This is a genomic window from Nocardia sp. NPDC056952, from assembly GCF_042674185.1.
In the GTDB taxonomy this organism is placed as follows: domain Bacteria; phylum Actinomycetota; class Actinomycetes; order Mycobacteriales; family Mycobacteriaceae; genus Nocardia.
In genome coordinates this window covers 896,443-921,632 of record NZ_JBHURA010000003.1, presented here as the reverse complement: position 1 = coordinate 921,632, position 25,190 = coordinate 896,443, and the positions used below count along the sequence as shown (strand labels likewise).

Annotated in this window: 24 protein-coding genes; 16 read left to right on the top strand and 8 right to left on the bottom strand. The window is 67.4% G+C overall.

The features are described 5' to 3' along the window. Positions 1–120 precede the first annotated feature (120 nt). The 5 genes from ACFTS5_RS15945 (at position 121) to ACFTS5_RS15925 (ending at position 5,060) form a co-directional block, all read left to right on the top strand. On the top strand, positions 121–627 hold the full coding sequence (locus ACFTS5_RS15945) for a pyridoxamine 5'-phosphate oxidase family protein (RefSeq protein WP_378631391.1): 507 nt from the start codon (positions 121–123) through the stop codon (positions 625–627). Positions 628–750: 123 nt separating this feature from the next. Next, positions 751–2,361 carry a GMC family oxidoreductase gene (locus ACFTS5_RS15940; RefSeq protein WP_378631390.1) on the top strand — a complete coding sequence of 537 codons (1,611 nt, stop codon included), beginning with the start codon at positions 751–753 and terminating at the stop codon, positions 2,359–2,361. A gap of 149 nt (positions 2,362–2,510) precedes the next feature. Further along, entirely contained in the window at positions 2,511–3,212 is a 702-nt protein-coding gene (locus ACFTS5_RS15935) for a Crp/Fnr family transcriptional regulator (RefSeq protein ID WP_378631388.1), read from the top strand. Positions 3,213–3,509: 297 nt separating this feature from the next. Beyond that, a complete protein-coding gene (locus tag ACFTS5_RS15930) occupies positions 3,510–4,058 on the top strand; it encodes a hypothetical protein (RefSeq protein WP_378631387.1) in 549 nt (182 codons plus the stop codon). A 495-nt stretch (positions 4,059–4,553) separates the two neighbouring features. Further along, entirely contained in the window at positions 4,554–5,060 is a 507-nt protein-coding gene (locus tag ACFTS5_RS15925) for a MarR family winged helix-turn-helix transcriptional regulator (protein ID WP_378631385.1), read from the top strand. Between the two features lie 395 nt (positions 5,061–5,455). Here the strand turns inward: ACFTS5_RS15925 and ACFTS5_RS15920 are convergent, their stop codons facing one another. Then, complete coding sequence (locus ACFTS5_RS15920; RefSeq protein WP_378631384.1) at positions 5,456–5,962, bottom strand: hypothetical protein; 507 nt, start codon at positions 5,960–5,962, stop codon at positions 5,456–5,458. A gap of 114 nt (positions 5,963–6,076) precedes the next feature. Between ACFTS5_RS15920 and ACFTS5_RS15915 the strand changes: the two genes are divergently transcribed. After that, positions 6,077–6,541, top strand: coding sequence for a polyketide cyclase (locus ACFTS5_RS15915; RefSeq protein ID WP_378631382.1), 465 nt, complete (start codon positions 6,077–6,079; stop codon positions 6,539–6,541). Between the two features lie 25 nt (positions 6,542–6,566). Here ACFTS5_RS15915 and ACFTS5_RS15910 read toward each other — a convergent pair whose 3' ends face one another. Then, a complete protein-coding gene (locus ACFTS5_RS15910) occupies positions 6,567–7,397 on the bottom strand; it encodes an SAM-dependent methyltransferase (RefSeq protein ID WP_378631381.1) in 831 nt (276 codons plus the stop codon). 183 nt (positions 7,398–7,580) lie between these two features. Here ACFTS5_RS15910 and ACFTS5_RS15905 point away from each other — a divergent pair, with 183 nt between their 5' ends. From ACFTS5_RS15905 to ACFTS5_RS15895, 3 genes are read left to right on the top strand one after another with little or no spacing between them, the layout of a single operon-like run. Further along, on the top strand, positions 7,581–9,011 hold the full coding sequence (locus ACFTS5_RS15905; protein WP_378631379.1) for an MFS transporter: 1,431 nt from the start codon (positions 7,581–7,583) through the stop codon (positions 9,009–9,011). Between the two features lie 35 nt (positions 9,012–9,046). Continuing rightward, positions 9,047–10,639, top strand: a complete 1,593-nt coding sequence (locus tag ACFTS5_RS15900) for a protein kinase (RefSeq protein WP_378631377.1) — start codon at positions 9,047–9,049, stop codon at positions 10,637–10,639. Continuing rightward, positions 10,636–11,832, top strand: a complete 1,197-nt coding sequence (locus ACFTS5_RS15895; protein WP_378631376.1) for a hypothetical protein — start codon at positions 10,636–10,638, stop codon at positions 11,830–11,832. The genes ACFTS5_RS15900 and ACFTS5_RS15895 overlap by 4 nt, the downstream gene beginning before the upstream one ends. Positions 11,833–11,849: 17 nt before the next feature. Here ACFTS5_RS15895 and ACFTS5_RS15890 read toward each other — a convergent pair whose 3' ends face one another. After that, positions 11,850–12,341 (bottom strand): glutathione peroxidase, encoded by a 492-nt coding sequence (locus tag ACFTS5_RS15890; protein ID WP_378631375.1) that lies wholly within the window; start codon positions 12,339–12,341, stop codon positions 11,850–11,852. A 181-nt stretch (positions 12,342–12,522) separates the two neighbouring features. Between ACFTS5_RS15890 and ACFTS5_RS15885 the strand changes: the two genes are divergently transcribed. Both ACFTS5_RS15885 and ACFTS5_RS15880 read left to right on the top strand, forming a co-directional pair. Beyond that, positions 12,523–14,004 (top strand): FAD-dependent oxidoreductase, encoded by a 1,482-nt coding sequence (locus ACFTS5_RS15885; RefSeq protein ID WP_378631374.1) that lies wholly within the window; start codon positions 12,523–12,525, stop codon positions 14,002–14,004. A gap of 145 nt (positions 14,005–14,149) precedes the next feature. After that, positions 14,150–15,739 carry a GMC family oxidoreductase gene (locus ACFTS5_RS15880; protein WP_378631373.1) on the top strand — a complete coding sequence of 530 codons (1,590 nt, stop codon included), beginning with the start codon at positions 14,150–14,152 and terminating at the stop codon, positions 15,737–15,739. A gap of 45 nt (positions 15,740–15,784) precedes the next feature. Here ACFTS5_RS15880 and ACFTS5_RS15875 read toward each other — a convergent pair whose 3' ends face one another. After that, positions 15,785–16,129 carry a DoxX family protein gene (locus tag ACFTS5_RS15875; protein WP_378631372.1) on the bottom strand — a complete coding sequence of 115 codons (345 nt, stop codon included), beginning with the start codon at positions 16,127–16,129 and terminating at the stop codon, positions 15,785–15,787. Between the two features lie 118 nt (positions 16,130–16,247). Here ACFTS5_RS15875 and ACFTS5_RS15870 point away from each other — a divergent pair, with 118 nt between their 5' ends. After that, the gene (locus ACFTS5_RS15870; RefSeq protein ID WP_378631371.1) at positions 16,248–17,126 is read left to right on the top strand and encodes a sigma-70 family RNA polymerase sigma factor; all 879 of its coding nucleotides are present in this window, start codon (positions 16,248–16,250) and stop codon (positions 17,124–17,126) included. Between the two features lie 73 nt (positions 17,127–17,199). Here the strand turns inward: ACFTS5_RS15870 and ACFTS5_RS15865 are convergent, their stop codons facing one another. Then, positions 17,200–17,676, bottom strand: coding sequence for an HAD-IIIC family phosphatase (locus ACFTS5_RS15865; protein ID WP_378631370.1), 477 nt, complete (start codon positions 17,674–17,676; stop codon positions 17,200–17,202). Positions 17,677–17,859: 183 nt separating this feature from the next. On the opposite strand from ACFTS5_RS15865, the gene ACFTS5_RS15860 reads away from it, so the two are divergent. Continuing rightward, positions 17,860–19,086 carry a PucR family transcriptional regulator gene (locus ACFTS5_RS15860; RefSeq protein WP_378631369.1) on the top strand — a complete coding sequence of 409 codons (1,227 nt, stop codon included), beginning with the start codon at positions 17,860–17,862 and terminating at the stop codon, positions 19,084–19,086. 68 nt (positions 19,087–19,154) lie between these two features. Here ACFTS5_RS15860 and ACFTS5_RS15855 read toward each other — a convergent pair whose 3' ends face one another. The 3 genes from ACFTS5_RS15855 to ACFTS5_RS15845 form a co-directional block, all read right to left on the bottom strand. Beyond that, on the bottom strand, positions 19,155–20,336 hold the full coding sequence (locus ACFTS5_RS15855) for an esterase/lipase family protein (protein ID WP_378631368.1): 1,182 nt from the start codon (positions 20,334–20,336) through the stop codon (positions 19,155–19,157). 184 nt (positions 20,337–20,520) lie between these two features. After that, on the bottom strand, positions 20,521–21,885 hold the full coding sequence (locus ACFTS5_RS15850; protein WP_378631367.1) for a lipase family protein: 1,365 nt from the start codon (positions 21,883–21,885) through the stop codon (positions 20,521–20,523). Between the two features lie 250 nt (positions 21,886–22,135). Next, positions 22,136–23,365 (bottom strand): lipase family protein, encoded by a 1,230-nt coding sequence (locus ACFTS5_RS15845; RefSeq protein WP_378631366.1) that lies wholly within the window; start codon positions 23,363–23,365, stop codon positions 22,136–22,138. A 274-nt stretch (positions 23,366–23,639) separates the two neighbouring features. On the opposite strand from ACFTS5_RS15845, the gene ACFTS5_RS15840 reads away from it, so the two are divergent. The 3 genes from ACFTS5_RS15840 to ACFTS5_RS15830 all read left to right on the top strand — a co-directional run bounded on the left by ACFTS5_RS15840 (position 23,640) and on the right by ACFTS5_RS15830 (position 25,123). Continuing rightward, positions 23,640–23,891, top strand: coding sequence for a hypothetical protein (locus ACFTS5_RS15840; protein WP_378631365.1), 252 nt, complete (start codon positions 23,640–23,642; stop codon positions 23,889–23,891). An 80-nt stretch (positions 23,892–23,971) separates the two neighbouring features. Then, positions 23,972–24,457: a DUF2599 domain-containing protein gene (locus tag ACFTS5_RS15835; protein ID WP_378631364.1), complete on the top strand. Its 486-nt coding sequence runs from the start codon at positions 23,972–23,974 to the stop codon at positions 24,455–24,457. A gap of 12 nt (positions 24,458–24,469) precedes the next feature. After that, positions 24,470–25,123, top strand: a complete 654-nt coding sequence (locus ACFTS5_RS15830; RefSeq protein WP_378631363.1) for an NAD(P)H-binding protein — start codon at positions 24,470–24,472, stop codon at positions 25,121–25,123. Positions 25,124–25,190 lie beyond the last annotated feature (67 nt).

Sequence of the window (25,190 nt, the reverse complement as noted above, 5' to 3'; positions counted from 1 at the left end):
ACGCTGTTCCAGTAGTCGACAACAACGACCAGGGCCGCTGGCCAGGGGAATAGTCGCGTTCGGGATCGCCGGGCGCGGTTGCTCGATAGGGTCGGCGCAACGATCGAGCTGGAGGTGAACGTGGGAATCAAACAGCGGGCCACGGTGCAGATGAGCGCGGACGAGATCGCGCAGTTCCTCGACCGCAGCAGGGTGCTCACCTTGGCCACCCTGGATGCCGAAGGCAAACCGCATCTGACAGCGATGTGGTTCGGGCACATCGACGGCAAGATCTACTTCGAGACGAAGGCGAAGTCGCAGAAGGCGGCCAATCTGCGCCGTAACCCGACCCTCACCTGCATGGCCGAGGCGGGCGACACCTACGACCAGTTGCGCGGCGTCTCGATCGAAGGAACAGCGCATCTGATCGAGGACCCCGCCGACGAGGAGTACTGGAACGCCGGAATCGACGTCTTCCGTCGCTACGTCGGTCCCTACACCGAGCAGGCTCGTCCGCTGGTCGAGTCCATGATGCACAAACGCATCGTCGTTCGGGTCGAGCCGACGCGGATCCGCTCGTGGGACCATCGCAAACTCGGTCTGCCCGCCATGCCGCTCGGCGGCACCACAGCTGGTGTTCAACCCTGATCTGCGCTCCTCGGACGAGCACAATGAAGGGGTCCCACCCTCTTGACCACATCCCTGGAAGTCGTCTGTGGCCCGGTGATCGTCGCCGTGCCGGAACAACGGTAATCGAACGGAGAAGCGCCGATGACCGACGCCGATTACATCGTGGTTGGAGCCGGTAGCGCCGGTTGCGCGGTGGCTCGCCGACTCGCGGAAAGTGGCGCGTCCGTCGTGCTGATCGAGGCTGGGCGCGCAGACGACAAGGGCATCGCCAAGATGCTCTTCCAGATTCCCGGTGCTATCAACGTCATGCACTCCACGCCGCAGTTGAAGAAGCTGTTCGACTGGGGTTCCAAGTCGATACCGCAGCGCTGTGCGCTCGACCGCACGATCCCCATGACGCGCGGCCGGGTCCTGGGTGGTTCGAGTTCGGTCAACGGCATGCTCTTCGTCCGCGGCAACAAGAAGAACTTCGACGACTGGGCGGCTGAGGGCTGCGAGGGCTGGGACTACGCCGGTGTCCTTCCGTACTTCAAACGGCTGGAGGACTGGGAGGGCGGCGCCAGCGACTTCCGTGGTGCCGGTGGCCCGATCAAGGTCACCCGCAAGAGCGATCTCACCGAGGCGGCCCGCGCGTTCATGGGAGCGGCGACCGAGCGCCTGGGTGTGCCCGCCATCGACGACTACAACGCGGAAAGTCAGGAAGGCGTCGCGGTCTTTCAGCAGAGCGCCGCGAAGGGATTGCGGTACTCCACTGCGCAGGGCTACATCCATGCGGATCCGCTCCCGAACCTGCTGGTTCTCACCGAGACGACGGTCATCAGGATCGTCGTCAACGGCTCGCGGGCCACCGGCGTCGAGATCTCGGTCGAGGGCGGCAAGCAGATTGTGCACGCCTCGCGCGAGGTGATCCTCTCGGCGGGCGCGTTCGGGTCGCCGCAGATCCTCCAACTGTCCGGTATCGGTCCCGCCGAACACCTCGCGCAGCACGGCATCGCGGTGCACGCGGATCTGCCGGTCGGCGACAACCTGCACGACCACCTCTTCGTCCCGCTCTCGTACAAGATGAAATCGGCGGTGCGGCGACCGACTCCGTCGTACTTCCTGCGCGGACTCCTCGCGGAGAAGCGCAGGCCAGGAAGCTCGTGGGCGGCCGGATCGTCGTTCGAGTCCGTCGCGTTCGTGCGCACGTCGTTCGCCCAGGACATTCCCGACCTGCAACTGCTCAGTCTCTACTGGGTCTACCCCTCGCCCAACCAGGACTCCGACAAGCGGGTCGTACCGCCGACGAAGAAGCCGGGGCAGAGTGTCTTCCCGACGCTGATCTACCCCGAGAGCCGGGGCACCGTCAGGCTCTCCTCGGCGGATCCGACTGCGGCTCCACTCATCGACCCCGGGTACCTGAGCGTGCCCAAGGATGCGGAAGTGCTGCTCGAAGGCATCGCGATGGTGCGCGAGATCATGGCGGGAACCGGCGACAACGCCGGCGAGATCAACCCCGGAGCCGAGTTCGCCGACGACGCGTCGCTACGCGCGGAGCTGCCGAACCGAATCCACACCGTGTACCACCCGGTGGGCTCGGTACGGATGGGAGTCGACGAGCGTGCGGTCGTCGATCCGACGTTGCGGGTTTCGGGCATCGACGGTCTGCGCGTCGCGGACGCGTCGATCATGCCGACCATCATCGGCGGGAACACCAACGCGCCCTCGATCATGATCGGCGAGAAGTGCGCGGACCTGATCCTTCGACCCTGAGCGGTTCCGTATCGGCCGCATCGGTATGCACGCGGTTGGTTCTGTCGCCGAAGGGAGGACAATGGACGGTGGGTTGACCAGTTCGTACGCACCGTCAGGAGCACGCGATGCTACACAGCCACCGAACGTTCTCCCACTTGCTGCACGATATGGGTGAGCAGTCTTTCGACGACCTTCGAGTGCGCCATGCGGCCTGGGTCGCGCGGTGGGTAGGCCACGGTGCCGCCGCTCCGCTGCACTTCGACGACCTCACCGCAGTTGCCGACCGTCTCGAGGCCAGAGCCCTGCCCGCCGGATCGGTGATGTTCTCGGCGGACCAACCGCCGGACGGGGTTTGGATCGTGCGGCAGGGGCAGGTCGAACTGTCCGTCGGATCGGGCACGCAGCGTGCTGTGGTCGGCAGGCTGGGTCCTGGCGATGTCGACGGCGATATCGCGCTGGTGCTGGAGGTGCCTCTGGCATACACCGCGCGCACGCTCACCGAGGCGCAGTGCCTGTTCGTCTCCCAGCGCAATTTCGACACGTTGCTCACCACCCACCCCGAGATCTCTCGGCGCTGGATATCCAGTGTGGCGCAGCGGGTTACGACGGTCCAGAGCCGGCTGACGGATATGCTCGGCCGCCCGCTCCCGGTCCAGGTGGCTCAATTGCTTCTCGACGAAGCCGTCGACGGGTCGGTTCAGCTGGACCAGCGCACGCTCGCCGCCATGCTCGGTGTGCGGAGCGCGTCGTTCCACAAGGTCATCGAGGAATTCGAGCGACACCGCCTGATCACCATCGGCCCGGAGAGCATCGGTATCGATGACGGCGACGGATTGCGGCAGCTCACAGCAAAACTCCACAGCCACTGAGCAGCCGACCGGTGATGACCGGCCGAGACAATACTGGTCTGCGCAAAAACCTTTCCGCAGTTAACTATTCGGAATAGATATCTAATTGCGGATAAGGATATTCTTGCCACGCTCGGATCGGCGATTTCAACAACAGAAAGACAAGAGCGGGTTATATTTTCTGAACACCCATTTTTTAGCGGTTCGACCTCCCGTCTTACCGCTGCTCGACATTCCCTGGAGATCGCCATGATATCGACCTCTTCCTTGTTTCGTGCGGGCTTTATCGCCCCGGTCGCCATCGCGACCGTCTTTTGTTTGGCCGCACCGGTAAATGCCGCCCCCGTCAGCGTGAACTGGAGCTGCCGGGGCACGGTCCTCGGCATCGGCCAAACCTCGAGCATGAACACCTCGGTTACCGGCACCGCGCCGAGCTCGGCGGCGTCGGGCTCCGCGGTGGCCATCACCATCACACCGGGCGCCTCGTCGGTTCCCAGTTCAGCTTCCGGATTCACCGTGAACAACATCAGCAACCTGAAGATGACCATTCCGACTCCGGCGAATTCGACAGTGGTCTCAGCTACCGCCTCCGGGGGCACCGTGGCGGGCACCGTGGCCACGTCGGGCGGGAATGTCGTACTGACCGTGCCGGGTCCGATCGCCGGCGGTACCAGCTTCACCCCACCGGCGGTGACCATCAACGTCACCGCCGGCGCCGCCGGAACACCGATCACCAGTAAGTACGCGGGGACCAGCTACACCAGTCCCGGTATGACCATGACGACCAATGTCTCATTTGTCGGCAATGTCGCGACCTCGTGCTACCCGAACCCGTCCCCGACCCTGACCACCACAGCTGTCGTCTGAGTCCGCACCCGAGTGCCGCCGGATGATGACCGGTGTCCGCGCCGGCGGCCTGTGGTGAACGTCCCGGACCGGGTTGCCTCAGCATCCCGGTCCGGCCCCACCGAGTCACACCGGACGGCCGCCACTGCTGATTGTGGTTGCCCTGCTTACGATTTGGCGCAGCGGAGCCACTTCGACCGATTTATCCGATGCGCGGTACCACCTCGCCCGGTGTGTCGTACAGTGCATGTCCGGCACAGCCACGGCCGCTTCGACGACCGGAGCGGTGCCGCTTTCGTGATGTTCGTCAGCCGCGGTTCGGGCCGCCGGTCGATCGATTGACAGGAGCGCCCATGCCCACCTCGAGCACCCGGCGGCAATCCCTGCTGCCGCGGCCTGCGGCGTCCATCGACTCCGCCGCGCTCCCTGGCTGCCCCGAACAGATCCGGGCGCTCAGCAACCGAGCAGGCCCTGATCGGTGACTTGTGCTGAGCGGTTCTATGTTTCCAGTGATCGATGGGAAAGCCCGTGTGCCCGACAACAAGCGAACCCGCCCGGATCTCGGTCGAGCTCAAAAGGGCGCTGGAGTTCTATCACGGAAGCGTCGAGGACCTGGTCCGCGAATTGATCAGAGTGCTGGGCGTGAACGAGACCGATCGGCGCGCACTGGAGATCGTCCTGCTCGAGGAGAAGTCCACGACGCCGGGCAGGCTGGCCGAACGGCTCGGCCTCACCGCCGCCGGTGTCACGATCATGCTCAACCGGCTGGAGAAACAGGGCTACATCGCACGGTCGCTGCACCCGACCGATCGTCGCCGCGTCATTGTGATGGCCACCGAGCTCGCGGCAGATCGCGTACAGGAACTCGTCGTTCCGATGATCGTCGAGAGCTACAAGATGTTGCTGAATTATTATGACGCCGCCGAACTGGAAATAATCGCGGACTTTCTCACCCGTGCGGGCGAACTGCAACGAATTCACCGGCAACGGCTGCGCGAGGTGGATCCCTACTCGCGCCCCTGAGAACACACACGCCGGTCGGCGTATTTCGAGGGAGAAAGCAGGAATTGAATGCGAACCTTCGACAACAGGTGCGGCCACCCGCCCGAGGCGCGATCATCGGACCGGTTCCGGCGGCAGATGTCGCGTGCCGGGGTGGCGGCCGCGTTGGCGATGACGGTTATCGGGACAACGCTCGTGGTGCGGGCAGATTCGAGCCCACCGGTGCGGGCGAACAGTGCCGGGGCTTTCGCGGGCGAACCCACCGCACGAATTTCCGGCTACAGCGCCGGCCGAAGCCTGTCCCTGGCGACGATCACGAGCACACCAGCGGACAGCCCGAGCGAGGTCGCCGTGCCGGTCGACGTCTCGGGCGGCTACCCCGCTACCGATGCCGAGTCCGCCCCACCGGGCGCCGATTACCCGAGCACGACCGCTGCGACGGAAACGACGACAGCCATACCGACGGATACCGCCACAGCGAACTCGCCGGCTGTTTCGGTGAGCGCGAGTTTCTCCGCCACGGCCAGCCTTTCGGTCCAGGACACCGCCGATGTGCCGGACCCGGGTGCCGTCACGTCGACCTCGACATCCACGGTGACCGCCGCCATGACTCCGCCCGATCCGTCGACGATCACGGTGACAGCCGAACCGAGCACGGTGACGGTGTCGGCTGATCCCTCGACCATCACCGTCACTTCCACCACAGTGCCGGGCACCACCACGACAGCACCGCCCAGCACCACGACAACGACCGATCCGGCGAGTTCGACCATGACATCCCAGTCACCGGCGATATCCACGACACCGGCGGCGCCGACGACCACATCAGCGCGGGCGACAACGACCACGTCACCGACGACCACGCCCCCGCCCATGACGAAGCCGCCGCGTCCGACTCCATCGATCGCCCGTCCACCGGCCACCTCACCGAGGTGACGGCAGCGGGACGATCGGTCCTGCCGCGCACGCGTTGCGGTCCGGTTCAGCCGGCGTCAGTGGCAGACCGCGTCGACGCCGAGTGTGCGAGGGTGGACGACATGACGGTAGAACGGTTCGAAGTGCAGCGGCAGGTCTCCGCGTCACCCTCGGAAATCTTCACACTGCTGTGCTCCCCCGAAGGGCACGTAGCGATCGACAGTTCGGGCATGCTGCAATCGGCGGAGGGAAAGCCCGTCACCGGCGTCGGCGACGAGTTCATCGTGCACATGGATCGTGAGTCCCTCAACGACTTCCCGATGGGCAAATACGACGTCACAGTGATCATCACCGAGTTCGAGCAGGACAAGCAGCTCGAGTGGACGATCTCGGGCACCATCCAGCCGCCGATCGAGCACCTGTACGGCTACCGCCTCGAGCCCAGTGACATCGGTACCCTGGTCACCTCGTACTACGACTGGAGCAGGATCGCGCCCCGCTACCGCGAAGCGGCCATCTTCCCGATCATTCCCGAGTCCGCGCTGCGGGCCACGCTCGGCATCCTCGCCCGCACCATCCAGAAATAACCCTCTTCGCTGAACAGCGGCCTTCTCAGGGTTTGCGGCCGACGCCACCGACGATGCAGTTGCGGACGTCGGAGAGCGGGGTGAGGTGGGGACCGTCGGACCACCAGTCGTCGCAGCGGACGAGGCCGGGTTCGACCATGTCGAGGGTGCCGAACATGGCCTGGATTTCGTCGCGGGTGCGGAAGCGGCCGCTGCCCATCGGGCTGTGGATGAACTTGTCTTCCATTTTCCGGGCCAGCTCGCTGTATTCGGCGGTTTCCGGGTCGTGGAAGTGGGCGATCGCGACGAACGAGCCCGAGGGCAAGGCGTCGATGTAGGTCTGCATGAGGGCGGGGCCGTCGTCGCCGAGGTAGTGGTGCAGGGTGCCGATGTGAAACAGCGCCAGCGGGCGGGTGAAGTCGAGTTCGCGGCGAACCGTCTCGTTGCCGAGAACTTCCAGGGGTCGGAAGATGTCGGCTTCGGCGATGCGGGTGCGGCTGTTGCTGGCCAGTAATGCCTGCGCGTGGACGAGCACCGACGGGTCGTTGTCGACATAGACGACCTTGGACTGGGGGTTCACCCGCTGGACCACCTGATGGGTGTTCTCCGCGGTGGGCAGACCCGATCCGAGGTCGAGGAACTGGTCGATGCCCGCCCTGGCCAGGAATCGGCAGGCGCGGATCAGGAAATCACGGTTGGCCCAGGCGAGGTCGTTGACCTGCGGGGCGACGGTGCGGACCTGGTCCAGCACTGCGCGATCCACCTCGTAGTTGTCCTTGCCGTTGAGTGCGGCGTCGTAGACACGCGCGATACTCGCACGGGTGGTGTCTACCCCGACCGGAACAGCGCTGGGGTAGGCGGCAGAAGAATGCGACATCGGGAGCGCCTTTCGAGCATCGGAGCCAACTGGACGATTCAAGCCTAGGGCATCGGTTACGTTGGCAGACAAGCTATTCCGACTCGGCCGGGGGCAGGCCGTGAGCCGGGTACCCGGAGTACCCGTATCGGTGGGCTCCTATTCCTCCGGTGCGTCCGGTCCCAGGATCTGAGCATGATCCAGATGCTCAAACCAGTCCCGGTGCCCGATTCGGCGGCGACGGGCAGGCGTTCGATCGCCGTGCTCGTCGTCATCCTCACCGGCCAGTTCATGACGGTGCTCGACGGCTCCATCGTCAATGTCGCCATTCCGTCCATTCGGTCGAGCCTCGACACCGGTGGGGCCGCACTGCAATTGATCGTCGCCGGGTATGTGATCGCGTACGCGGTGTTGCTGATCGGTGGTGCGCGCCTGGGCGATCGGTTCACGCAGCGACGCACCTTCATCGCGGGGCTGGCGGGGTTCACCCTGGCTTCCCTCGCGTGTGGACTGGCATGGAACGAGCTGTCGCTCATCGTGTTCCGGTTCGGTCAGGGCGTCGGGGCGGCCGCGATGGCGCCACAGGTGATGACGTTGATCCAGCGCACGTTCGCCGGGGCGGCGCGAGCCAGGGCCCTGAGCATCTATGCGGCGATCGTCTCCGGTGGCCTGCTGGCGGGCCAGATTCTCGGCGGGTTGATCGTCGACGCCGATCTGGGCAGCACCGGTTGGCGTGGGGTGTTCCTGGTGAATGTGCCGATCGGCATCGCACTGCTGGTGCTGGCTCCGCGTGTTCTCCCGGTCACCGTCGCCCGTACCGATCGAACGGTCGACGGGCTGGGCTTGGTGACGCTCACGGCCACCGTGCTGTTGCTGGTCGTGCCGCTGGTACTCGGCCGGGAGCTCGGGTTCCCGCGGTGGTCGTGGCTGTGTCTCGGGGCGGGCGTGCTCGGGGCGGCGGTGTTCGTTCTGGTCGAGCGGGCGGTCGCCGGGCGCGGTCGCGATCCCCTGTTCGCGCCGCAGGCGCTCGGCGCGCCCGGTCTGCTCGCGACTGCCGCGACCCTGCTCATGGTGATGGGAACCTTCGGCGGCTGGCTGTTCGTGAGCGCCATCCACATGCAGAGCGACCTCGGCTACAGCGCGCTGCGGGCGGGCACGCAGTTCTTGCCGATGGGTGCCACGTTCGCCGTGGCCGGACTGTCCTGGCAGCGCGTTCCGGCCACGCTGCACGCGCGGATGATTCCGTTCGGGCTGGTGCTGAGCGCGGCCTCGCTGGGCTGGCTCGCGTGGCTGCTGGGTGACGGCGCGGGTATCGGCATCGCGGCGTCGATCGCGTTCGGGCTGTTCGGTCTCGGTAACGGGCTGGCGTTCAGCCCGTTGATGACCCGGGCATTGGCCGCGGTGCCGGTGACACTCGCCGCCGACGCCAGCGGCATTCTCGTCACCAGCGTGCAGCTGGGGACCGTGGTCGGGATCGCGAGCATCGGGTCGGTGTTCTTCGAACTGGTGGGAACGACCGTGTCATCGGCGGCCGGCGCGGTCGCGGTCGTGCATCTGATCTGCGCGGCGATCACGCTTGTCGCCGCTGTCTCGGCGGCACTGGCTGTGCGCGGGATCCGCCGCCGAGCGCGCTGATCGCGGCGCCACCGGTCCTGAGCTAGCGTGACACCATGCACGAGCTCAGGGCCGGTGACATTTTCGCCGGCTATCGGATCGAGCGGGTGCTCGGGGCGGGCGGGATGGGGAGTGTGTACGCCGCCCGGCACCCGCGGTTGCCGCGTCTGGTCGCGGTGAAACTGCTGCACTCATCGTATTCGGCGGATTCGGTGTTCCGGGGTCGATTCGAGCGCGAGGCCGATCTCGCCGGGCGCCTCGATCATCCGAATATCGTGGCGATCCACGACCGCGGAAACGAGGACGGGCGGCTGTGGATCGCGATGCAGTACGTCGCGGGCAGCGACGCGGAAACGGCACTGCGCACAGGGGCTTTGGCCCCGCGGCGGGCGTTGCACATCGCACGGTCGACGGCGGACGCGCTCGATTGCGCGCACACGGCCGGGCTCCTGCATCGCGATGTCAAACCCGCCAATATTCTGCTGAGCGAGAGCGCGGGCGGCAGCGGTGAGCGGGTGCTGCTCACCGATTTCGGCATCGCGAAGGCAGTCGATGAGGGCACCGCGCTGACCGAGACCGGGACCTTGGTGGCGACGCTGCGATACGCGGCGCCCGAACAGCTCGACGGGCGCACGACGGGCGCCCGGGCGGACCAGTATTCGTTGGCGTGCACGCTGTTTCACCTGCTCGCGGGGCGCCCACCGTTTACCGCGACCAATGCGGGGGCGCTGATCGGTGCGCATCTGATGCAGCCGGTGCCGCGGATCAGCGAGATCGCGGCCGGCATGCCCGCCGCGATGGACGCGGTGTTCGCGCGGGCCCTCGCCAAAGATCCCGATCATCGATTCGCCAGCTGCGCGGAAATGGTCGCGGCGGCGTCGACGGCCCTGACCACCGGAACCGCTCCCGCTCGTCCCGTGACCGGCCCCGTCGGGCCGGCTCAGGCGGTCGACCACCTGGCGCGAGGCCCACAGGTCACCCTGGTGGGCCGAGACGCGATAGCTGGGATCGGCGGCGCGGGCAACCCGACGTTCGGTGTCGACGATCGGGCCGACTTCGCCACGGCCACCGATGCGGGTGCGCGTCGCGGAAACGCCAGGTGGTGGGTAGCGGGCGCACTCGGGGTGGTCGCCGTGATCACGATCGGAACTGTGGTCCTGTCGATCCGGGATTCCGGGAGCACCGGCGCCGTTCCGACGAGCGCAACGGTCGTGCCGACCACCACCGTCGACGCGTGGGCGGCCGCGCGGCCCACGATCGCGATGTTCCCCGACCTGCTGCCCGCGAGTCCCGACAGTGCAGGGTATCGGGGACTGCGGTGCAGTTTCGCGACGAAGAGCGCGGAGGCGATGTGGGAGACGGGGTTCGACTGCACCGACCGCGAAGGACTGCACGTGCAGGTGATGGCGCACAAGGATTCCGGGACCGTCGGACGGTTCGTCGCGACCCTGCCCGCCGGGGCGACCCAGCAGCCGCGGTCGCGGTACGGCAGACCGCTGACCGTGCACAGTTTCAACGGCTCCACCGGACCATGGCTGCTGGTGCGCTTCGACGCCGCGCCGTATTCGACTGTGCTGCTCCAGGTGTATTGGAAGGGCCACACCCATCAGGAGATGATCGACCAATGGTTGAGCACCGCACCTCTGTGACCGCACGACTGGCCCTGGGCTCACTCGCCGTTCTGCTCGTCGGCTGCGGCACCGTCGAGGGCACCGCGACGTCCGGTGAGATCGATGTCCGCTCCCTCGACGTGGGCAGCTATACGACCGCGCCCGCCGATATCGAGGCGGGCCGAAAGTCCACGGACGGGCCGATTCTGGAAGGTCTGCGGATGGCGGGCGCGGTGGTGCTGCCGCACGAGGTCGATCCGGCGCTGACCCACAGCTGGGGCACCGATGTCCTGGACACACCGCGGCGGGCTTCGGACACCTCGGCGATCTCGAATGTGAATCTCGCCGTGCTGGAACGCCATCGGATGATCGTGGCCTTCGACGTCGCCGAGGGCAGCCAGGCCTTCGACAAGGCGAAACCGGCGATCGAGACCGACGCGCGGATCACCCGGGTGGTGCTGTTGCGGTTTCCGAGCGCCCCAACAGCCGCGGAGGCGGCACGGGAGCTCGAGGCGACCGATTTCCGGGTGAGTCCGGACAATCAGCCGGTACCGATCCCCGGTTACGCTGCCGCACACGCGCATTGGCGGCCCGGCATCAAGACGATCGGTGCCACCTTCGCCCACGGCGAGATCGTGGTGAGCATGTTCCTCCAGCATCCCTCACCCGACATCGACGCGCTGGCGAAACGCGTCGCGGCCGTCCTCGATGCCCAGATCCCCCTGCTCGACAAGTTCACCCCGACCGCGCCCGACCGGATCTCCGAGCTGTCCCGCGATCCCGACGATCTGTTGCGCCGCACCCTGATTCCCGGCCCGGCCAATCAGCAGATCGCCATCTCCTCGCGCGAGTTCGCGGCGTGGACCGGCCGTGCGGGACTGCACTACCGCCCCACCGAACCCGCCGAGCTCGGCGCGGCGTGGGATCGCGGTGGCGTGGACAGCGTGGCGAATTCCTACAGCACCACGCTGTTCCGGTTCCGTGACGAGGCCGCGGCCCTCGCCTTCGGCACCACGTGGCAGAACACGCTCAGCGCGGCAGCGCATCCTGTCGCGGCACCCGAAGGCCTGCCGCAGGCGCGGTGCGCGGAGCGGCGTGCGGGGACTGCGCCCGCACTGACCCGCTGCTATGTGAGTTACCGGCGCTACGGCGCGTTCGTCAGCGGCGCCGAACCCGCCGGGGTTCGCCAGCAGGCAGCGGCACAGTACGCGCTGCTGGCGAACGCTCAGTAGTTCGGAGCTGGTCTAGATCAGAGCTGGGCTTCGATCGCCTGCACGACCTCGGCGGCGTCGGGGGTCGTGCGCGGGCGGAACCGGCCCGCGACCGTGCCGTCGCGACCGACGAGGAACTTCTCGAAGTTCCACTGCACGTCGCCCGCCGCACCCTCGGCGTCGGCGGTCTCGACCAGCGCGGCGTAGAGCGGGTGCCGATCGTCGCCGTTGACATCGGCCTTGGCGAGCAACGGGAAATCGACGCCGTAGGTGACCGAGCAGAATTCCTGGATCTCCTCGGCGCTGCCGGGCTCCTGGCCCATGAACTGGTTGCTCGGGAAGCCGATCACGGTGAAACCGCGCTCGCCGTAAGTCTTCTGCAGTTCCACCAGGGCGCCGTACTGCGGGGTCAGGCCGCACTTGGAGGCCACGTTGACCAGCAGTACCGCCCGCTCGCCCGCCAGCTCGCCCAGTGTGGTGTCCTCGCCCGCCAGGGTCTGCACCGCAATGTCTCGAATGTTCGCGCTCATCACATCACCACCAGATCTCGTCTATGTCGGTTCGATCGCCACCGTACCGGAGCCCGATCGGCGCGCAAGTGTCCCGCTCGGCGAGAGAATCTGTAACACGTTCTTGTTTTGTGACGCGGTTCGCGGCACCATTCCTATGGATGGGCGGTGACGCCCGCACCCTGAGCACCGGAGGAAGCCCGTGAGCGACCAGCCACATCGGATCGATACCGTCCGCCCGCTGCGCGCGAGCGAGGTGACGCAGTGGGATTTCGACGCCGACGTGGTGGTGGCCGGTTTCGGCATCGCCGGCGTGTGCGCGTCGATCGAAGCGGCGCGGGCAGGCGCGAAGGTGCTCATTCTGGAACGGACCGGCGGCTGGGGCGGCGCGGCGGCGCTGGCAGGCGGATTCGTCTACCTCGGTGGCGGCACACCGTTGCAGAAGGCACTCGGATTCGACGACACCCCGGAGAACATGGCGGCGTTCCTCACCGCCGCGCTCGGACCCGGCGTCGACGAGGCGAAGATCAAGGACTACTGCGCGGGCAGCGTCGAGCACTACAACTGGCTCGTCGACTGCGGAGTGCCGTTCAAGGAGTCGTTCTGGGGCGAGCCCGGCTGGGAGCCCCCGCACGACGAAGGCCTGATGTACTCCGGTGGCGAGAACTCCGCACCGTTCCTCGACATCGCCGAACCCGCTCCGCGCGGCCACGTTCCGGAGCTGGCGGGTAAGAAGATCGGTGAGCGCAGCGGCGGCTACATGCTGATGAAGCCACTGGCCGACACCGTGGCCGAGCTCGGCATCGACGTCGAGTACGACACCCGCATCCGCCGGCTGGTCGTCGACGACGAGGACCGGGTGGTGGGCGTGCTGGCCACCACCTACGGCAAGCCCGTCACCGTGCGGGCCGCACGGGGTGTCGTCCTGGCCACCGGCAGCTTCGCCTACGACACCGAGATGATCGACCGCTACACCCCGCGCCTGAGCGGCAGGCCCGGCGCGGCCATCGAAGAACACGACGGCATCGGCATCCGGCTGGCGCAAGCGCTGGGCGCCGAGCTCGCGCACATGGACGCCAGCGAGGTGGCCATCTTCGGCGATCCGCAGATGATGGCGCGGGGCATCCTCGTCAACGGACGCGGCCAGCGCTACGTCACCGAGGACACCTACCCCGGCCGCATCGGTCAGGCGACGCTGTTGCAGAACGACAACCAGGCGTTCTTGATCATCGACGAGACCTCGCTCGAGGAGGCCCTCGCGACCGAGAGCGCCACCCCGTTCTTCCGCTTCCAGCCCAAGTGGGTCGCCGAGACGGTCGCCGAGCTCGAGGCCGAGATGGGCCTGCCCGCACAGACATTGCAGACCACCGTCGCCACCTACAACCAGCACGCCGAGCACGGCACCGACCCGCTGCTGGGCAAGAAGCCCGAATGGGTGCGCCCGATCAAGGGGGCGCTGGCCTGTTTCGACCTGCGCGGGTTCACCGCCGGGTTCACCCTCGGCGGACTGCGCACCGACCTGGATTCGCGGGTGCTGCACGTGAGCGGTGAGCCGATCGAGGGCCTGTTCGCGGCGGGTCGCTGCACATCCGGCCTGTGCGCGTACGGCTACGTCAGCGGGGCCTCGCTCGGCGACGGCAGCTTCTACGGCCGGCGCGCGGGCAAAGCGGCGGCCGCGGGCTGAACCGCGGACGACCCACCGCGCGGGTTCTGTCAGTACTCTGCTTGCAGCGTCACGCCCGACGACGAGTCCGGCTGGGCTCACGGGCTTTTCACGCCCGGGAGCAGGCGCGCCGAACGACAGACGCAATGCAGATCGGAGTTGGACAGTGCAAGCAGGTGGGACGTCCGCGGATTACGTGATCGTCGGCTCCGGATCCGCGGGGGCGGTGCTCGCGAATCGGCTCAGTGCCGACCCGGGCACCACGGTCGTGCTGTTGGAGGCAGGTCCGGCAGACGACGACAAGTTCGCCCACATCCCGGCCGCGTTCTCGAAACTGTTCCGCAGCGAGCGCGATTGGGACTATCTGACCGAGCCACAGCCCGAGCTCGGCGACCGGCAGATCTACTGGCCGCGCGGCAAGACCTTCGGTGGCTCGTCATCGATGAACGCGATGATGTGGGTCCGCGGTTTCCGCGCCGACTACGAGGAATGGGGGCTGCTGGCGGGCGAGAAATGGAATTTCGCCGCCGCGGTGGAGCAGTTCCGCAAGATCGAGAACGTCCAGGACGCGCAGTTTCCCGACGAAGGTTCCAAGGGGCCCCAGCACGTACAGCGCCAGCGCAGCCCGCGCGCGTCGACGCACGCGTTCCTCGAGGCCGCGCGTCAGGCGGGTCACGAGCTCGAATCGGCGAACCGGCCCGCGCCCGAGGGCTTTACCCAGACCATGGTGACCCAGCGCGACGGCAGGCGCTGGAGCACCGCCGACGGGTACCTGCGTCCGGCGATGAAGCGGGCGAACCTGACCGTGCTGGCGGAGTCGCTGGCCACCCGGGTGCTGTTCGAGGGCACCAAGGCAGTGGGCGTCGAGTACCGCAACGGCGGGCAGACCCTCACCGTGACCGCCGATCGTGAGGTCATCCTGTGTGGTGGAGCGGTGAACAGCCCCCAGCTGCTGCAGCTTTCGGGCATCGGTGATCAGGACGAGCTGAAAGAACACGGCATCGAACTGGTCGCGCACTCCCCCGAGGTCGGCGCGAACCTGCAGGATCACCTCATCTCGGCGCTCGGCTACAGCGTGGACTCCGATTCGCTGTTCACCGCGGAGAAGCCCCTCGAGCTGATCAACTATCTGGTCCGCCACCGCGGGATGCTCACCTCCAATGTCGGTGAGGCGTACGGCTTCGTGCGCAGCGAGCCCGACCTCGAGCACCCCGATCTGGAGCTGATCTACGCTCCGGCGCCGTTCTACCACGAGGGTCTGGTCGAAGCCACCGAACACGGTGTGGTGCTGGGCGCGATCCTGCTCCGCCCGCGCAGTCGCGGCAAGATCAGCCTGGCCTCGGCCGATCCGACGGCCAAGCCGGTGATCGATCCGCGGTATCTGTCCGATGCCGAGGGCGCCGACCGGGCCGCGCTGACCGCCGGACTTCGGGTGTGTGCCGGGCTCGCCGCGCAGCCCGCGCTCAAGAGCGCGCTGGGCGCGCTGATCTACCCGCCCGAGGCACCCGAGGATCTCGAGGCGGCCATCGCGCTGACCATCGAACAGTTCTCGCACACCCTCTACCACCCGATCGGCACCTGCCGGATGGGCACCGATGCCGCCAGTGTCGTCGCCCCGGACCTGAAGGTTCGCGGCGTCGAGGGTCTGCGCGTCGCCGACGCCTCGGTGATGCCGTTGATCATCCGCGGCCACACCAACGCCCCCGCCATCTTCATCGGCGAACAAGCCGCGGACTTCATCCTCGCCGAGGCCTGACCCAGGTGCTGGTGGCGCGCGGGCGAGGGCGCGCCACCAGCTGCCTCATGCTCCCGCGAGGCCCAGCGAAGCGGCCGCGAGTAGCAGGTACGGCAGCGGATAACCCAGATCCGCGTACTGGCGCGCACGCAACACGGTGAATTCGGCGGCGACGAAATACAGCACGAGCCCGGCCGCGGCTGCCACCGCCAGCGGCCGATAGGCCAGACCGGCGAGCAGACCGAGTCCACCCGCCGCCTTGATCAGGGCCAGCGGCGTGAGCGTCCAGGGCGCGATGCCGTAGTTACGCATGTTCTCGCGTACCCAGTCGGCGCGAACGACGTCGATCAGCGCAGCTGCCAAGGCGGCGACGGCCGCGAGCACGGTGACGACGAGATAGGTGGTGTGCATCGGATCAGATCCTCCGGTTTCGGTGATCGGCGCCTCTGTCATCGTGGAGACAGCCGCCGTGATGGGACAGCGAGTGCCGTCCCTCGGATAGACGACCGGCGCGAGCGAAAGGTGACCGATGCGCACTGACGGGACCGAAGTGTCGGCGCGCGCGTTCGAACAACGGCGCGACCGCCTGCGTGGCGTGGCCTTTCGGATGCTGGGTTCGGGAGCCGAGGCCGAGGACGCGGTGCAGGAGGCGTGGTTGCGCTTGGCCGGGACCGGCACCGAGATCGCCGATCTCGACGGCTGGCTCACCACGGTGGTTTCGCGGATCTGCCTCGATATGCTGCGCGCCCGTACCCGTCGCGCCGAGATAGCGCCCCCTGAGACTTCCGTTCCGGTGGCGACCGGCGCGGGTGTGGATCCCGAAGCCGAAGCGGTGCGGGCGGATTCCGTCGGGCGGGCGCTGCTGGTCGTTCTCGACACGCTGGGCCCCGAGGAACGCGTCGCCTTCGTGCTGCACGATCTGTTCGCGGTGCCGTTCGCCGAGATCGCGCCGATGCTCGGGCGCACGCCGGCCACCACCAAGAAACTCGCCAGCCGGGCCCGGCTGCGTGTGCACGCGCCCGCCCGGGTCGAGCCGACGGAACTGCTCGCGCATCAGACCGCGGTAACGGCTTTTGTGCAGGCTGCTCGCGAGGGCGATCTCGGCGGACTGCTCGCGGTGCTCGCACCCGACGTGGTGCGAACCGCCGACCCGGCGGCGCTCTCGCCCGGAATGGCCCTGGTCGTGCGCGGCGCCCGCGCCGTGGCCGAGGGCGCTCTCGCGCTGCGGCGGCGCTCGCGTGAGGCGGTGCTGGTACTCGTCGACGGCAGGCCGGGCCTGGTGGTGCCGGGAGCCGACGGACCGAATTTCGTGGTGACGTTCCTCGTGCGCGGTGGGCGCATCGCGGCTTACGACGTGGTGGCCGCGCCGGATCGGCTGGCCGCGCTCACCCTGTCGCTGCTGCCCTGATCAGGATCCGCGAACGCCCGGATTCCACGTTTTGGCACTCGATGCAATGCTGCGGTCGATGCGTCGATCGCGGTCAGAGGGCGGGAACGCGGGCGAATCCCAACGGTGGTGTCGGTACGGGGCCCGAACGCAGTTCGTGGCGGAAGTCCGGGAGCAACGGCAGCATGTCGACATTGCGGGCGGCGTAGCAGCGCACCATCGGCAGTGCTCGCGAGACCTCCGCGCGTTCGACCGGCTCGGCGTCCACGAACGCGAGTGAGTCCAGACCCAGGCCGAGGGTGCCTGCGATGCGGACGATCGAGGCGGACTTGCGCCCCCAGCCCACCTCGACCGCCGAGAACATCTCGTACAGACCGTGGCGGTACAGCGTGTGCATGGTTCTGGCTCGGTCACCGCGTGCGGCGACAGCATGGAGCACACCGCGCTCGCTCAGTTTCGTCAGCGTGCGCAGTGCCGGTGGGCGCGGCGTGGTGCCGGTCTCGTCGTGGACGACACCCTCCCACAGGGTCTCGTCCAGTTCCCAGACCAGACAACGGACGGCAGGTCGCATGGCGCTGAACTCTACAACCACTGATAGCTAAGAACCAGACTTGTGATCCGTCACTACGGCGACCGCCAGGGGTGGGCCCCCTACCCAGAACCTGACAATCCATTCCGGTTTCCTTTGTCGTTCGTTAGGGTGGGGTTCGCTGGACAGCGGGGGGTACAGCCGAAACTGGCGAAGGGAACACAGATGTCCGTCCACAATCCACCCCGACCGTCGCTGACCGTCTCGGGCAAGCCGATGTCGTTGCCACTCAAGGACGTTCGCGCACTCTCGCGGCAGATGGTCGGCCATTTCGTCGCTACCGTCGCACCCTGTGGCACGCTACCCGGTGACGCCATCTCCGGCGATGTCACCACGATCACCCGGATCTGCCTGGAATTCGCGGTCGGCATGCTCGACGGGCGTGATGTCCCGAGCCAGCTGCAGCGCCTGCAGGACGCGGCCAGCGCGTGGGCCCGGGAGGGCGTACCGATCGACACGATCCACCACTCGATCGCCGAGGGCTTCAAGATCGGCCTCGACCTGGTGGTATCGAGTGCGTCGGGCAAGGATTTCGACAGCCTGGTCGGCGGCGTCAAGGTCGTGATGGAACTGCTCGACACCATCACCGCCCAGATCTCGCTGGCCTATGTGCGCGAGCTGCGCGGTGTGGTCAGCGAGCACCACACCGCCGTCCACACCCTGACCTCGGCCCTGCTCGGCGGGCACAGCACCTCGACGATGGCCCGCGAATGCGGCATCACCATCGCCGAGACCTACGCGGTCTTCGCCCTGGCTATCCCCCAGCACCGCGAGGAAGCCAACCCGGCACTGGACTCGAAGGTTGTCGCCCGCCGCAAGTTGCGCCGGGTACAAGCCGAACTGGCCAAGCGCTGCGGCGACTCGGCACTGTCGCTGCTCAGCGTCGACGGCGGGACGGTGCTGATCCCCGCCAACGCCTTCGACCGCGAGGGTTTGACCGCGCTGGTCGCCCAGCTCTCCCAGGCGGCTCAGGTCGGCATCACCGCCGCGATGGTCGAAACGAGCACCACCGGGGTTCCCGATGCCGCCGATCAGGCCCACGAGCTGCTGGACATGGTGCAGCGGCTCGAGGTGACCTCGGGTCTGTACCGCTTCGACGAGCTCGCCCTGGAATACCAGCTGACCCGTCCCGGGCCCGGCCGCGAATTCCTCGGCTCGCTGCTGGATCCGCTGGATCAGTACCCCGAGCTGCTCGAAACCCTGCAGCGTCACATCGCCAACAACCTCAACCGCCAGCGCACCGCTCGCGTGCTGCACGTGCACACCAATACGGTCGACTACCGGCTCAAGCGGATCGGCCAGCTCACCGGCTTCGATCCCACCCAGCCGTCGGGGCTGTGGTACCTGCGTTCCGCGCTCGTCGCGCGCAGTTACCGCTCCGTTCCGGCCTGATCCCCGACACGACGAAGGCGCTGCCCACCATGGTGGGCAGCGCCTTCGTCGTTCTCAGTGCGAGCGGGTCACAGCGAGCCGCCGCCACCGACCAGCCACGGGTTGAACGCGCAGGTCAGCTGCGGGTTCTGCACCGGGTCGAGCGCGCGAAGCGCGATCGAGAGGGCACGCGGTGAGTACATCATCGTCAGGTGATCGGAGATGTCCTGCTCGCAGCCGTCCTGCAGGGTGATGTTGTGGACCGTCGCCCCCGGACCGGCCTTCATGAAGGTCAGTTCGTAGGGGTTGGTCACCTCGTCGTAGCGGGTGCCGACGATGGTGTAGTCGACACCGGCGACGGTGTCACCGCCGGCATTGAGGTTGTTGACGAAATCCGAGCCGATGGTCTGCTGGATACCCGCGTGCCCGACGAAGATCTCGATCGGACCCAGGATGTCGATGCCCAGGTTGTTGATCATGCGGCCCAGGGCGCCGATGCCGTCGAGGCTGGTGCCGTGGTGGGTGGCGCCGAAGGTGATCAGCTTGTTGACCTTGGCCGCGCCGCCCTCGAACTTCGTGTAGTAGTTCGCCATCGACCCACCTTGTGAGTGCGCGACGATGTCGACCTCGTCGGAACCGGTCGCGGCGAGCACGCGATCGACGAACGCCGCGGTCTGCTTGGCCGAATCCTCGATGTAGCCGGTGCCCATGACGCCGGGCAGGAATGAACCGAGGCCGCCGCCCTCCATGATGTTGGAGCGACCGTAGTTGAACGTGAACGTGCAGTAGCCGGCGTCCTTGATGGGCTGGCCCATGTAGGCGTAACCGTTGTAGGCGTTCATCCAGGTGCCGTGCAGCAGCACGACCGGGCGAGGGTGCTCGGCGGTCGGCTTGCAGTTCCAGTCGTTCGTCCCGGGCGCGGCCGCATCGGGGTTGCCAAGGCCGTAGGCGAACGCGGCGAGGAACGCCGTCGACTCCGGTCCGTACGCACCGGGATCGGAGGAATAGCCACCCGAGGAACCCGAGCTGGAGCCCGAACCGCCGTAGCAGTCACCGGACCCGTTACCGGATCCGGCGCCACTGCCGGAGGTGCACGCCGACCCGGAGCCGGCGACCTGCCGGCCTTCGGAGATGATGCCGGCAAGATCCTGCTCGGTCGGCGCCGAGGCGGGAGCCGCGCTCGCCCCCGGCCCGGTGAACACCATGGAGAGGGCGCCGACTCCGGCGAATACCGCCGTGTGCAGCGTGCGCCTGCGACTGGGAGATTTCATGTGTTGACTTGTCTTCCTGTGCGATTCGAATATTCGTCGCCCTTTTCTTCCGGGAGAACGAATGGCTTGTCGAAACCGCCCAAAACATAAGCCGCAGAATTACTTACGAGACGATTGTCACGCGTGGTCTGGGTAGGTCACCACAGCCCCTCGAAAAGTGCCATGACAGGGCACAGGAAAATGTTCAGCACTCGCTGCGCGCCGCGACTCCGAGAAGTCGCTCGTCGAGCCACAGCACCGCCTCCGGATAGCCGGTCGCCGCGCCGATGATGTGCTCACCGAGCACGCCGCGATACACCGCGTTCGCCCCGAGTTCGCACTGCTCATCGTAGAGATTGCGCGCACCCTCGGCGGGAATCCACCACTCTTGGTCACCGTTGTAGATGTAGAGCGGAGTCGACGACCGCATTCCTTGCATCCGGGTGATCTCGTAGATCTCGGTGGCCAGTTCCGAACGCAGCGGATCGGCGATGTTGGCGCCCACATCGATCGGCAGGTGCAAGATTCCCGGCACCGCGAACACGCTGGCGCACGTATCTTTCATGATCGAGGTGGTGACCCAGCGCCCGAGATTGTTCATCGCGGCGAGGATTTCGGGTCGCTCCCGGCCGATCGCGAAGGTCGCGGCCATAAATATTCCGGATGCGAGGTTGGCATTCATACTGCGCGAAAGGATTTCGAAGTCGGCGGGCACCCCGCCCAGCGCCGCGCCGACGATGACGTCGGCCAGTTCCGGTGCGTAGGAATCGATCAGCTTGGCCGCACCGTGGGTGGCGATGGCGCCACCGGAATAGCCGGTCATCGCGAATCGGCTGTCGCCGTAGGCCGCCGGGTCGACACCACGCACCGCCCGGATCGCGTCGAGCACCGCGTGCCCGGCGACATACGGTTCGGCGTACGCCATCCACGGGCCCTCGTGGTCGGGCACCAGGACCGCGTACCCGCGCAGGACCGCCAGTTGCGTCGTCGGCGGAATGAACTCTGTGGAGCTCGACTGCGATGTCAGGCCGTGCGCCAGCGAGTAGCCGGGAGTGCACTTGCGACCCAGCGCGTCGATGGGCAGGTTGTTCACCAGCACAGGGCGATCCCCCGGCCCGGTCCACTCGGTGGCGGGCACGATCAGGGTCGCGGTGGCGTAGGACGATCTGCCGTGGGCGTCGTCGGTGCGGAATTTCAGCAGCGTCGCCGAGCGGATGGGGACCAGGGTCAACCAGGCCGCGGTCGCGGTGACGTCGCGGGATTCGATCAGATCGCCGGGCGACAACTCGTCGAGCCCGGCAGGCCACTGGTCGAAGATCGGATCGCCGACCGCCGACGGGAGCACCGCCGCGTGCAGTGCCGCGAGTTCGGCCGCCGGATCGGCGGCGTTCGCCGGGATCGGCGACGGAATCACCTGGTCGATCCAGCGCTGCAGATCGGGCAGGAAACCGGGTGTCCCCACCTGCGGCACCGGGAATTCCTGGGTCGGTGGCGGCTCGGCGGCCGCCGTGCCTGCCGCGAAGGAGCCGAGCAGCAGCATCGAACCGACAAGTACTCGAACAGATCTCATGGCACACACGCCTTCGGGTGGCAACGGATTCGTCGATGACGTGCCACTATGCGGTGCTCCGACCCCCGCCGAAACTCCCCCACCGCGCCGTCGTCAGATCCTTCACGCTACGGGGCGCGGCGAACCGGCTTCGGCGTTGTGCCCGAGTCGTGTGCGCAATGCCGCTGTATCGCAACAAGAATCGTCCGTGACGACGCGAATCGGCCCGGATCCGCTTCGGGGCGAGCGGATCCGGGCCGATCGAACCGGCTCAGCAGGTGCTGGGCGCCGGTTCCCCCTGCAGCCGGGCATCGAGCCAACTCAGCGCGGAAGGCAGTCCGAGCACAGCTGCGGTCAGATGGTCCGGGGTCGGTGTCTGCTGACTGACAACCTTGGCGCCCGCGGCACACCAGCGATGGATGGTGGAGGTGATCGCGTCGACCGGGATGAGGCCGTCGATCGGCGAATGCCATTCGAAGACGGGCATTGTCGGCGCGCCCGGATACAGCTCGAGGCTGTTCTCCTCCACCACAGAGCGAGCTTCGGGATCCTCCACCAGTGAGGTGGTGGCCGCGAAGTCGAGGATGCCGCGCCCGGCTCCCGCCCCGAGGATGTCGTTGGTGCAGGCGTCACGGATCGACGCGCGGGCGGCCAGACCGCTGGCATTCATCTGATCGCTGATCGGGAACCGTTGGGGGTATTCCCGTTCGAGCCCGATCCCCGCAGCCAGCGCGAGACCGAACACCGGATGTGAACCGAAGCCGAGCCCCTCGAGCATCGACACCAGGTTCATCGGCACCCCGCCCATCGCCGCCCCCGCGATCTCGAGCTCGGGCGCGTACTCGGGCTGCAATGCCGCCGCCCACGCCGTCGCCATGCCGCCACCGGAGTACCCCGCCATCGCGACCCGGCTGCCGCCGACCCGCAACTGCTCGACCTGGCGCACCGCGCGGATACCGTCGAGGGTCACCTGGCCGCCCAATTTCGCTGCCCCGTAGGCGAAATTCGGTCCGAGGTGGTCGGGCACGGCCATCGTCCAGCCGCGCTTGAGCGCGTAGTTCCAGGCCACCGCCTCGCGCACCATCAGGTCCGGATCGTCGGTGTAGAGGACCTTGGAGACCGAGCAGCGCGTGCCGAGACCGTTGATGATGTGCTGGTAGGACAGCACGGGGGCGTCGGTGCGGTGATTGTTCGGCTGCAGCACCGTCGTCGTCGCGGCGATCGGGTCACCCGCGGAATTGGTGGACCGGAACTGGATCAGGGTGATGGTGGTGTCGGGGAACATGGCCAGCGCCGGCATCTGCCGTACGCCGAGTACGTCGCCGGGCTTGTGCTCGGCCAGGTCGGCCGGCTGGCTGTAGAAGGGGTCGGGGTCGGCAGTCGGGTACAGCGGTGTGGTGTGGCCTGCCGCGGCGGGGACCACGGTGAGCACCGCTGCCGCCAGGCAGACCAATAGTGTTCGGCCCGGCCTGCTGTGTCGTGCCGCGGCATCCCAGATCATGCGGCTGTCCCTCCCGTGTCGCTGCTGTCGAGACCGATCTTCGCCGGTACCGTGGCTCCTCGTCGACGGGTCGCCGCGAACATCGGCGGAGCTCACAACCTCACCTGTGTGCGGTTGTGACCGGAGGCAGGACGCCGATATGCGGGCGCACCGCCGCGGCGACAGGTGGATTGTGAGATCTCCAAGCGAAATCGGAACGTGTTCCTCTCGATGGTGCAAGACCTACCGTCGAGTAGGAAGGCGCTCACCAGTGCCGGGGCGAAAGGAGCACGCCATGATTCCCACCGACGAGAACATCGCCGCCACCCTCCACCGCATCGACCCGAACGAGATACCGACCCGGCGGATCACGGTCTACTTCGACGGCCCCACCCCCGAGGACGCACTGGTCCTGGAATACGCCGCGACCCAGGCCGAGGCGTGGGAGTTCACCTCGGCGGCCGTACATTCCGGCCTGCTGGTGACCGTCGACGGCAATGTCGGCCCCGGCCTGCGCCGGTTGCCCTGCCGGTCGCTGTGGCACTGACGCTCGCGGCGCGGCCTCGCCGGCCGCACTAAGCTGGCACGGCGGGCGCTGCTCGGCCCGCGGTGACAGAAAGGGCATTCGTGACACGGTGGCAGTTCCCGCTCGCACTGGCCGCGGCGGCCGTCCTCACCGGCTGCGGCTCGGCGGACACCACCGAGGTCGCCACCGCACCCAGCACCACCGCCCCGACGACGACCACCACGAAGCGGGTGCCCGCCACCATCGCGCCGCCCACCACCACTGTCGACCCCTACGCGGGCCTGCCCCTGATCGATCACGTGACCTGGACCGAGAACGTCGACGGCCCCCGTCTGCTCGTCTTCCCCACCCAGGCGGGCCGCAAAACCGCCGCGCCCGGCACCGACGAACTCGCGTGGCAGGAAGTACGTGCCCTCGACGCCGACGCCGACGCGCCGGGGATGCGCGACCAGTTCGTGTGTCACTGGGTCTGGGCCAGGATGGTAGCGCCCGACAAGCCGAGCTGGAATCTCGAACCGTGGCGCCCCGTAGTCGGATATCAGGCCACGGTGGCGGCGAACTGCAATCCCGGCGGCCCCGAACGCTGATAGGAGCATCCCATGCGCATCGTCATCGCCGGTGGACACGGCAAAATCGCTCTCCTGCTCGCCCAGGTACTCACCCGGCGCGGCGATCACGTCCACGCGCTCATCCGTGAACCCGGCCAAGCCGCCGATATCGCCGCGACCGGCGGCGTGCCGGTCATCTACGACATGGAACGCGACACCCCCGCCGACCTCGCGGCGGCGGTCGCAGGTTCGGACGCGGTGGTGTTCGCCGCGGGCGCGGGCGCGGGCAGCGGTGCCGCGCGCAAGTACACGGTCGACCTCAACGGTTCGGTACAGCTGGCCGACGCCGCCGAGCACACGGGCGTCGCGCGGTTCGTCCAGATCTCGACGATGGGCGCGGGCAGTCCGCCCGCCCCGGGGACCGATGAGGTGTGGGCCGCCTATATCGACGCCAAGACCCGCGCCGAGGAGGACCTGCGGACTCGCGCGCTGGCGTGGACGATCCTGCGACCGGGCCGGCTCACCGACACCGAAGGCAACGGTCTGATCACGCTCGGACCACCGCCTATTCCGCGCGATTCGGTGCCACGCGCCGATGTCGCCGCGACACTCGCGTCGATCTTGGTCGCGGACAACACTTTTCGGCGCACACTGGAGCTGGTCTCCGGATCGGAGACGATCGAGTCAGCCGTCGCGGCCATTTGATAGCCGCAAATTAACTATCACAACATATTTCGCCTGCTGAGCGCGATTGTCGTCAAGTCGTGCCGCA

Coding starts and splice junctions, on each gene's coding strand:
- ACFTS5_RS15940 (WP_378631390.1), top strand. CDS start 751: ATGACCGACGCCGATTACATCGTGGTTGGAGCCGGTAGCGCCGGTTGC.
- ACFTS5_RS15935 (WP_378631388.1), top strand. CDS start 2,511: ATGGGTGAGCAGTCTTTCGACGACCTTCGAGTGCGCCATGCGGCCTGG.
- ACFTS5_RS15925 (WP_378631385.1), top strand. CDS start 4,554: ATGGGAAAGCCCGTGTGCCCGACAACAAGCGAACCCGCCCGGATCTCG.
- ACFTS5_RS15915 (WP_378631382.1), top strand. CDS start 6,077: ATGACGGTAGAACGGTTCGAAGTGCAGCGGCAGGTCTCCGCGTCACCC.
- ACFTS5_RS15910 (WP_378631381.1), bottom strand. CDS start 7,397: ATGTCGCATTCTTCTGCCGCCTACCCCAGCGCTGTTCCGGTCGGGGTA.
- ACFTS5_RS15905 (WP_378631379.1), top strand. CDS start 7,581: ATGCTCAAACCAGTCCCGGTGCCCGATTCGGCGGCGACGGGCAGGCGT.
- ACFTS5_RS15900 (WP_378631377.1), top strand. CDS start 9,047: ATGCACGAGCTCAGGGCCGGTGACATTTTCGCCGGCTATCGGATCGAG.
- ACFTS5_RS15890 (WP_378631375.1), bottom strand. CDS start 12,341: ATGAGCGCGAACATTCGAGACATTGCGGTGCAGACCCTGGCGGGCGAG.
- ACFTS5_RS15875 (WP_378631372.1), bottom strand. CDS start 16,129: ATGCACACCACCTATCTCGTCGTCACCGTGCTCGCGGCCGTCGCCGCC.
- ACFTS5_RS15870 (WP_378631371.1), top strand. CDS start 16,248: ATGCGCACTGACGGGACCGAAGTGTCGGCGCGCGCGTTCGAACAACGG.
- ACFTS5_RS15865 (WP_378631370.1), bottom strand. CDS start 17,676: ATGCGACCTGCCGTCCGTTGTCTGGTCTGGGAACTGGACGAGACCCTG.
- ACFTS5_RS15860 (WP_378631369.1), top strand. CDS start 17,860: ATGTCCGTCCACAATCCACCCCGACCGTCGCTGACCGTCTCGGGCAAG.
- ACFTS5_RS15855 (WP_378631368.1), bottom strand. CDS start 20,336: ATGAAATCTCCCAGTCGCAGGCGCACGCTGCACACGGCGGTATTCGCC.
- ACFTS5_RS15850 (WP_378631367.1), bottom strand. CDS start 21,885: ATGAGATCTGTTCGAGTACTTGTCGGTTCGATGCTGCTGCTCGGCTCC.
- ACFTS5_RS15845 (WP_378631366.1), bottom strand. CDS start 23,365: ATGATCTGGGATGCCGCGGCACGACACAGCAGGCCGGGCCGAACACTA.
- ACFTS5_RS15840 (WP_378631365.1), top strand. CDS start 23,640: ATGATTCCCACCGACGAGAACATCGCCGCCACCCTCCACCGCATCGAC.
- ACFTS5_RS15830 (WP_378631363.1), top strand. CDS start 24,470: ATGCGCATCGTCATCGCCGGTGGACACGGCAAAATCGCTCTCCTGCTC.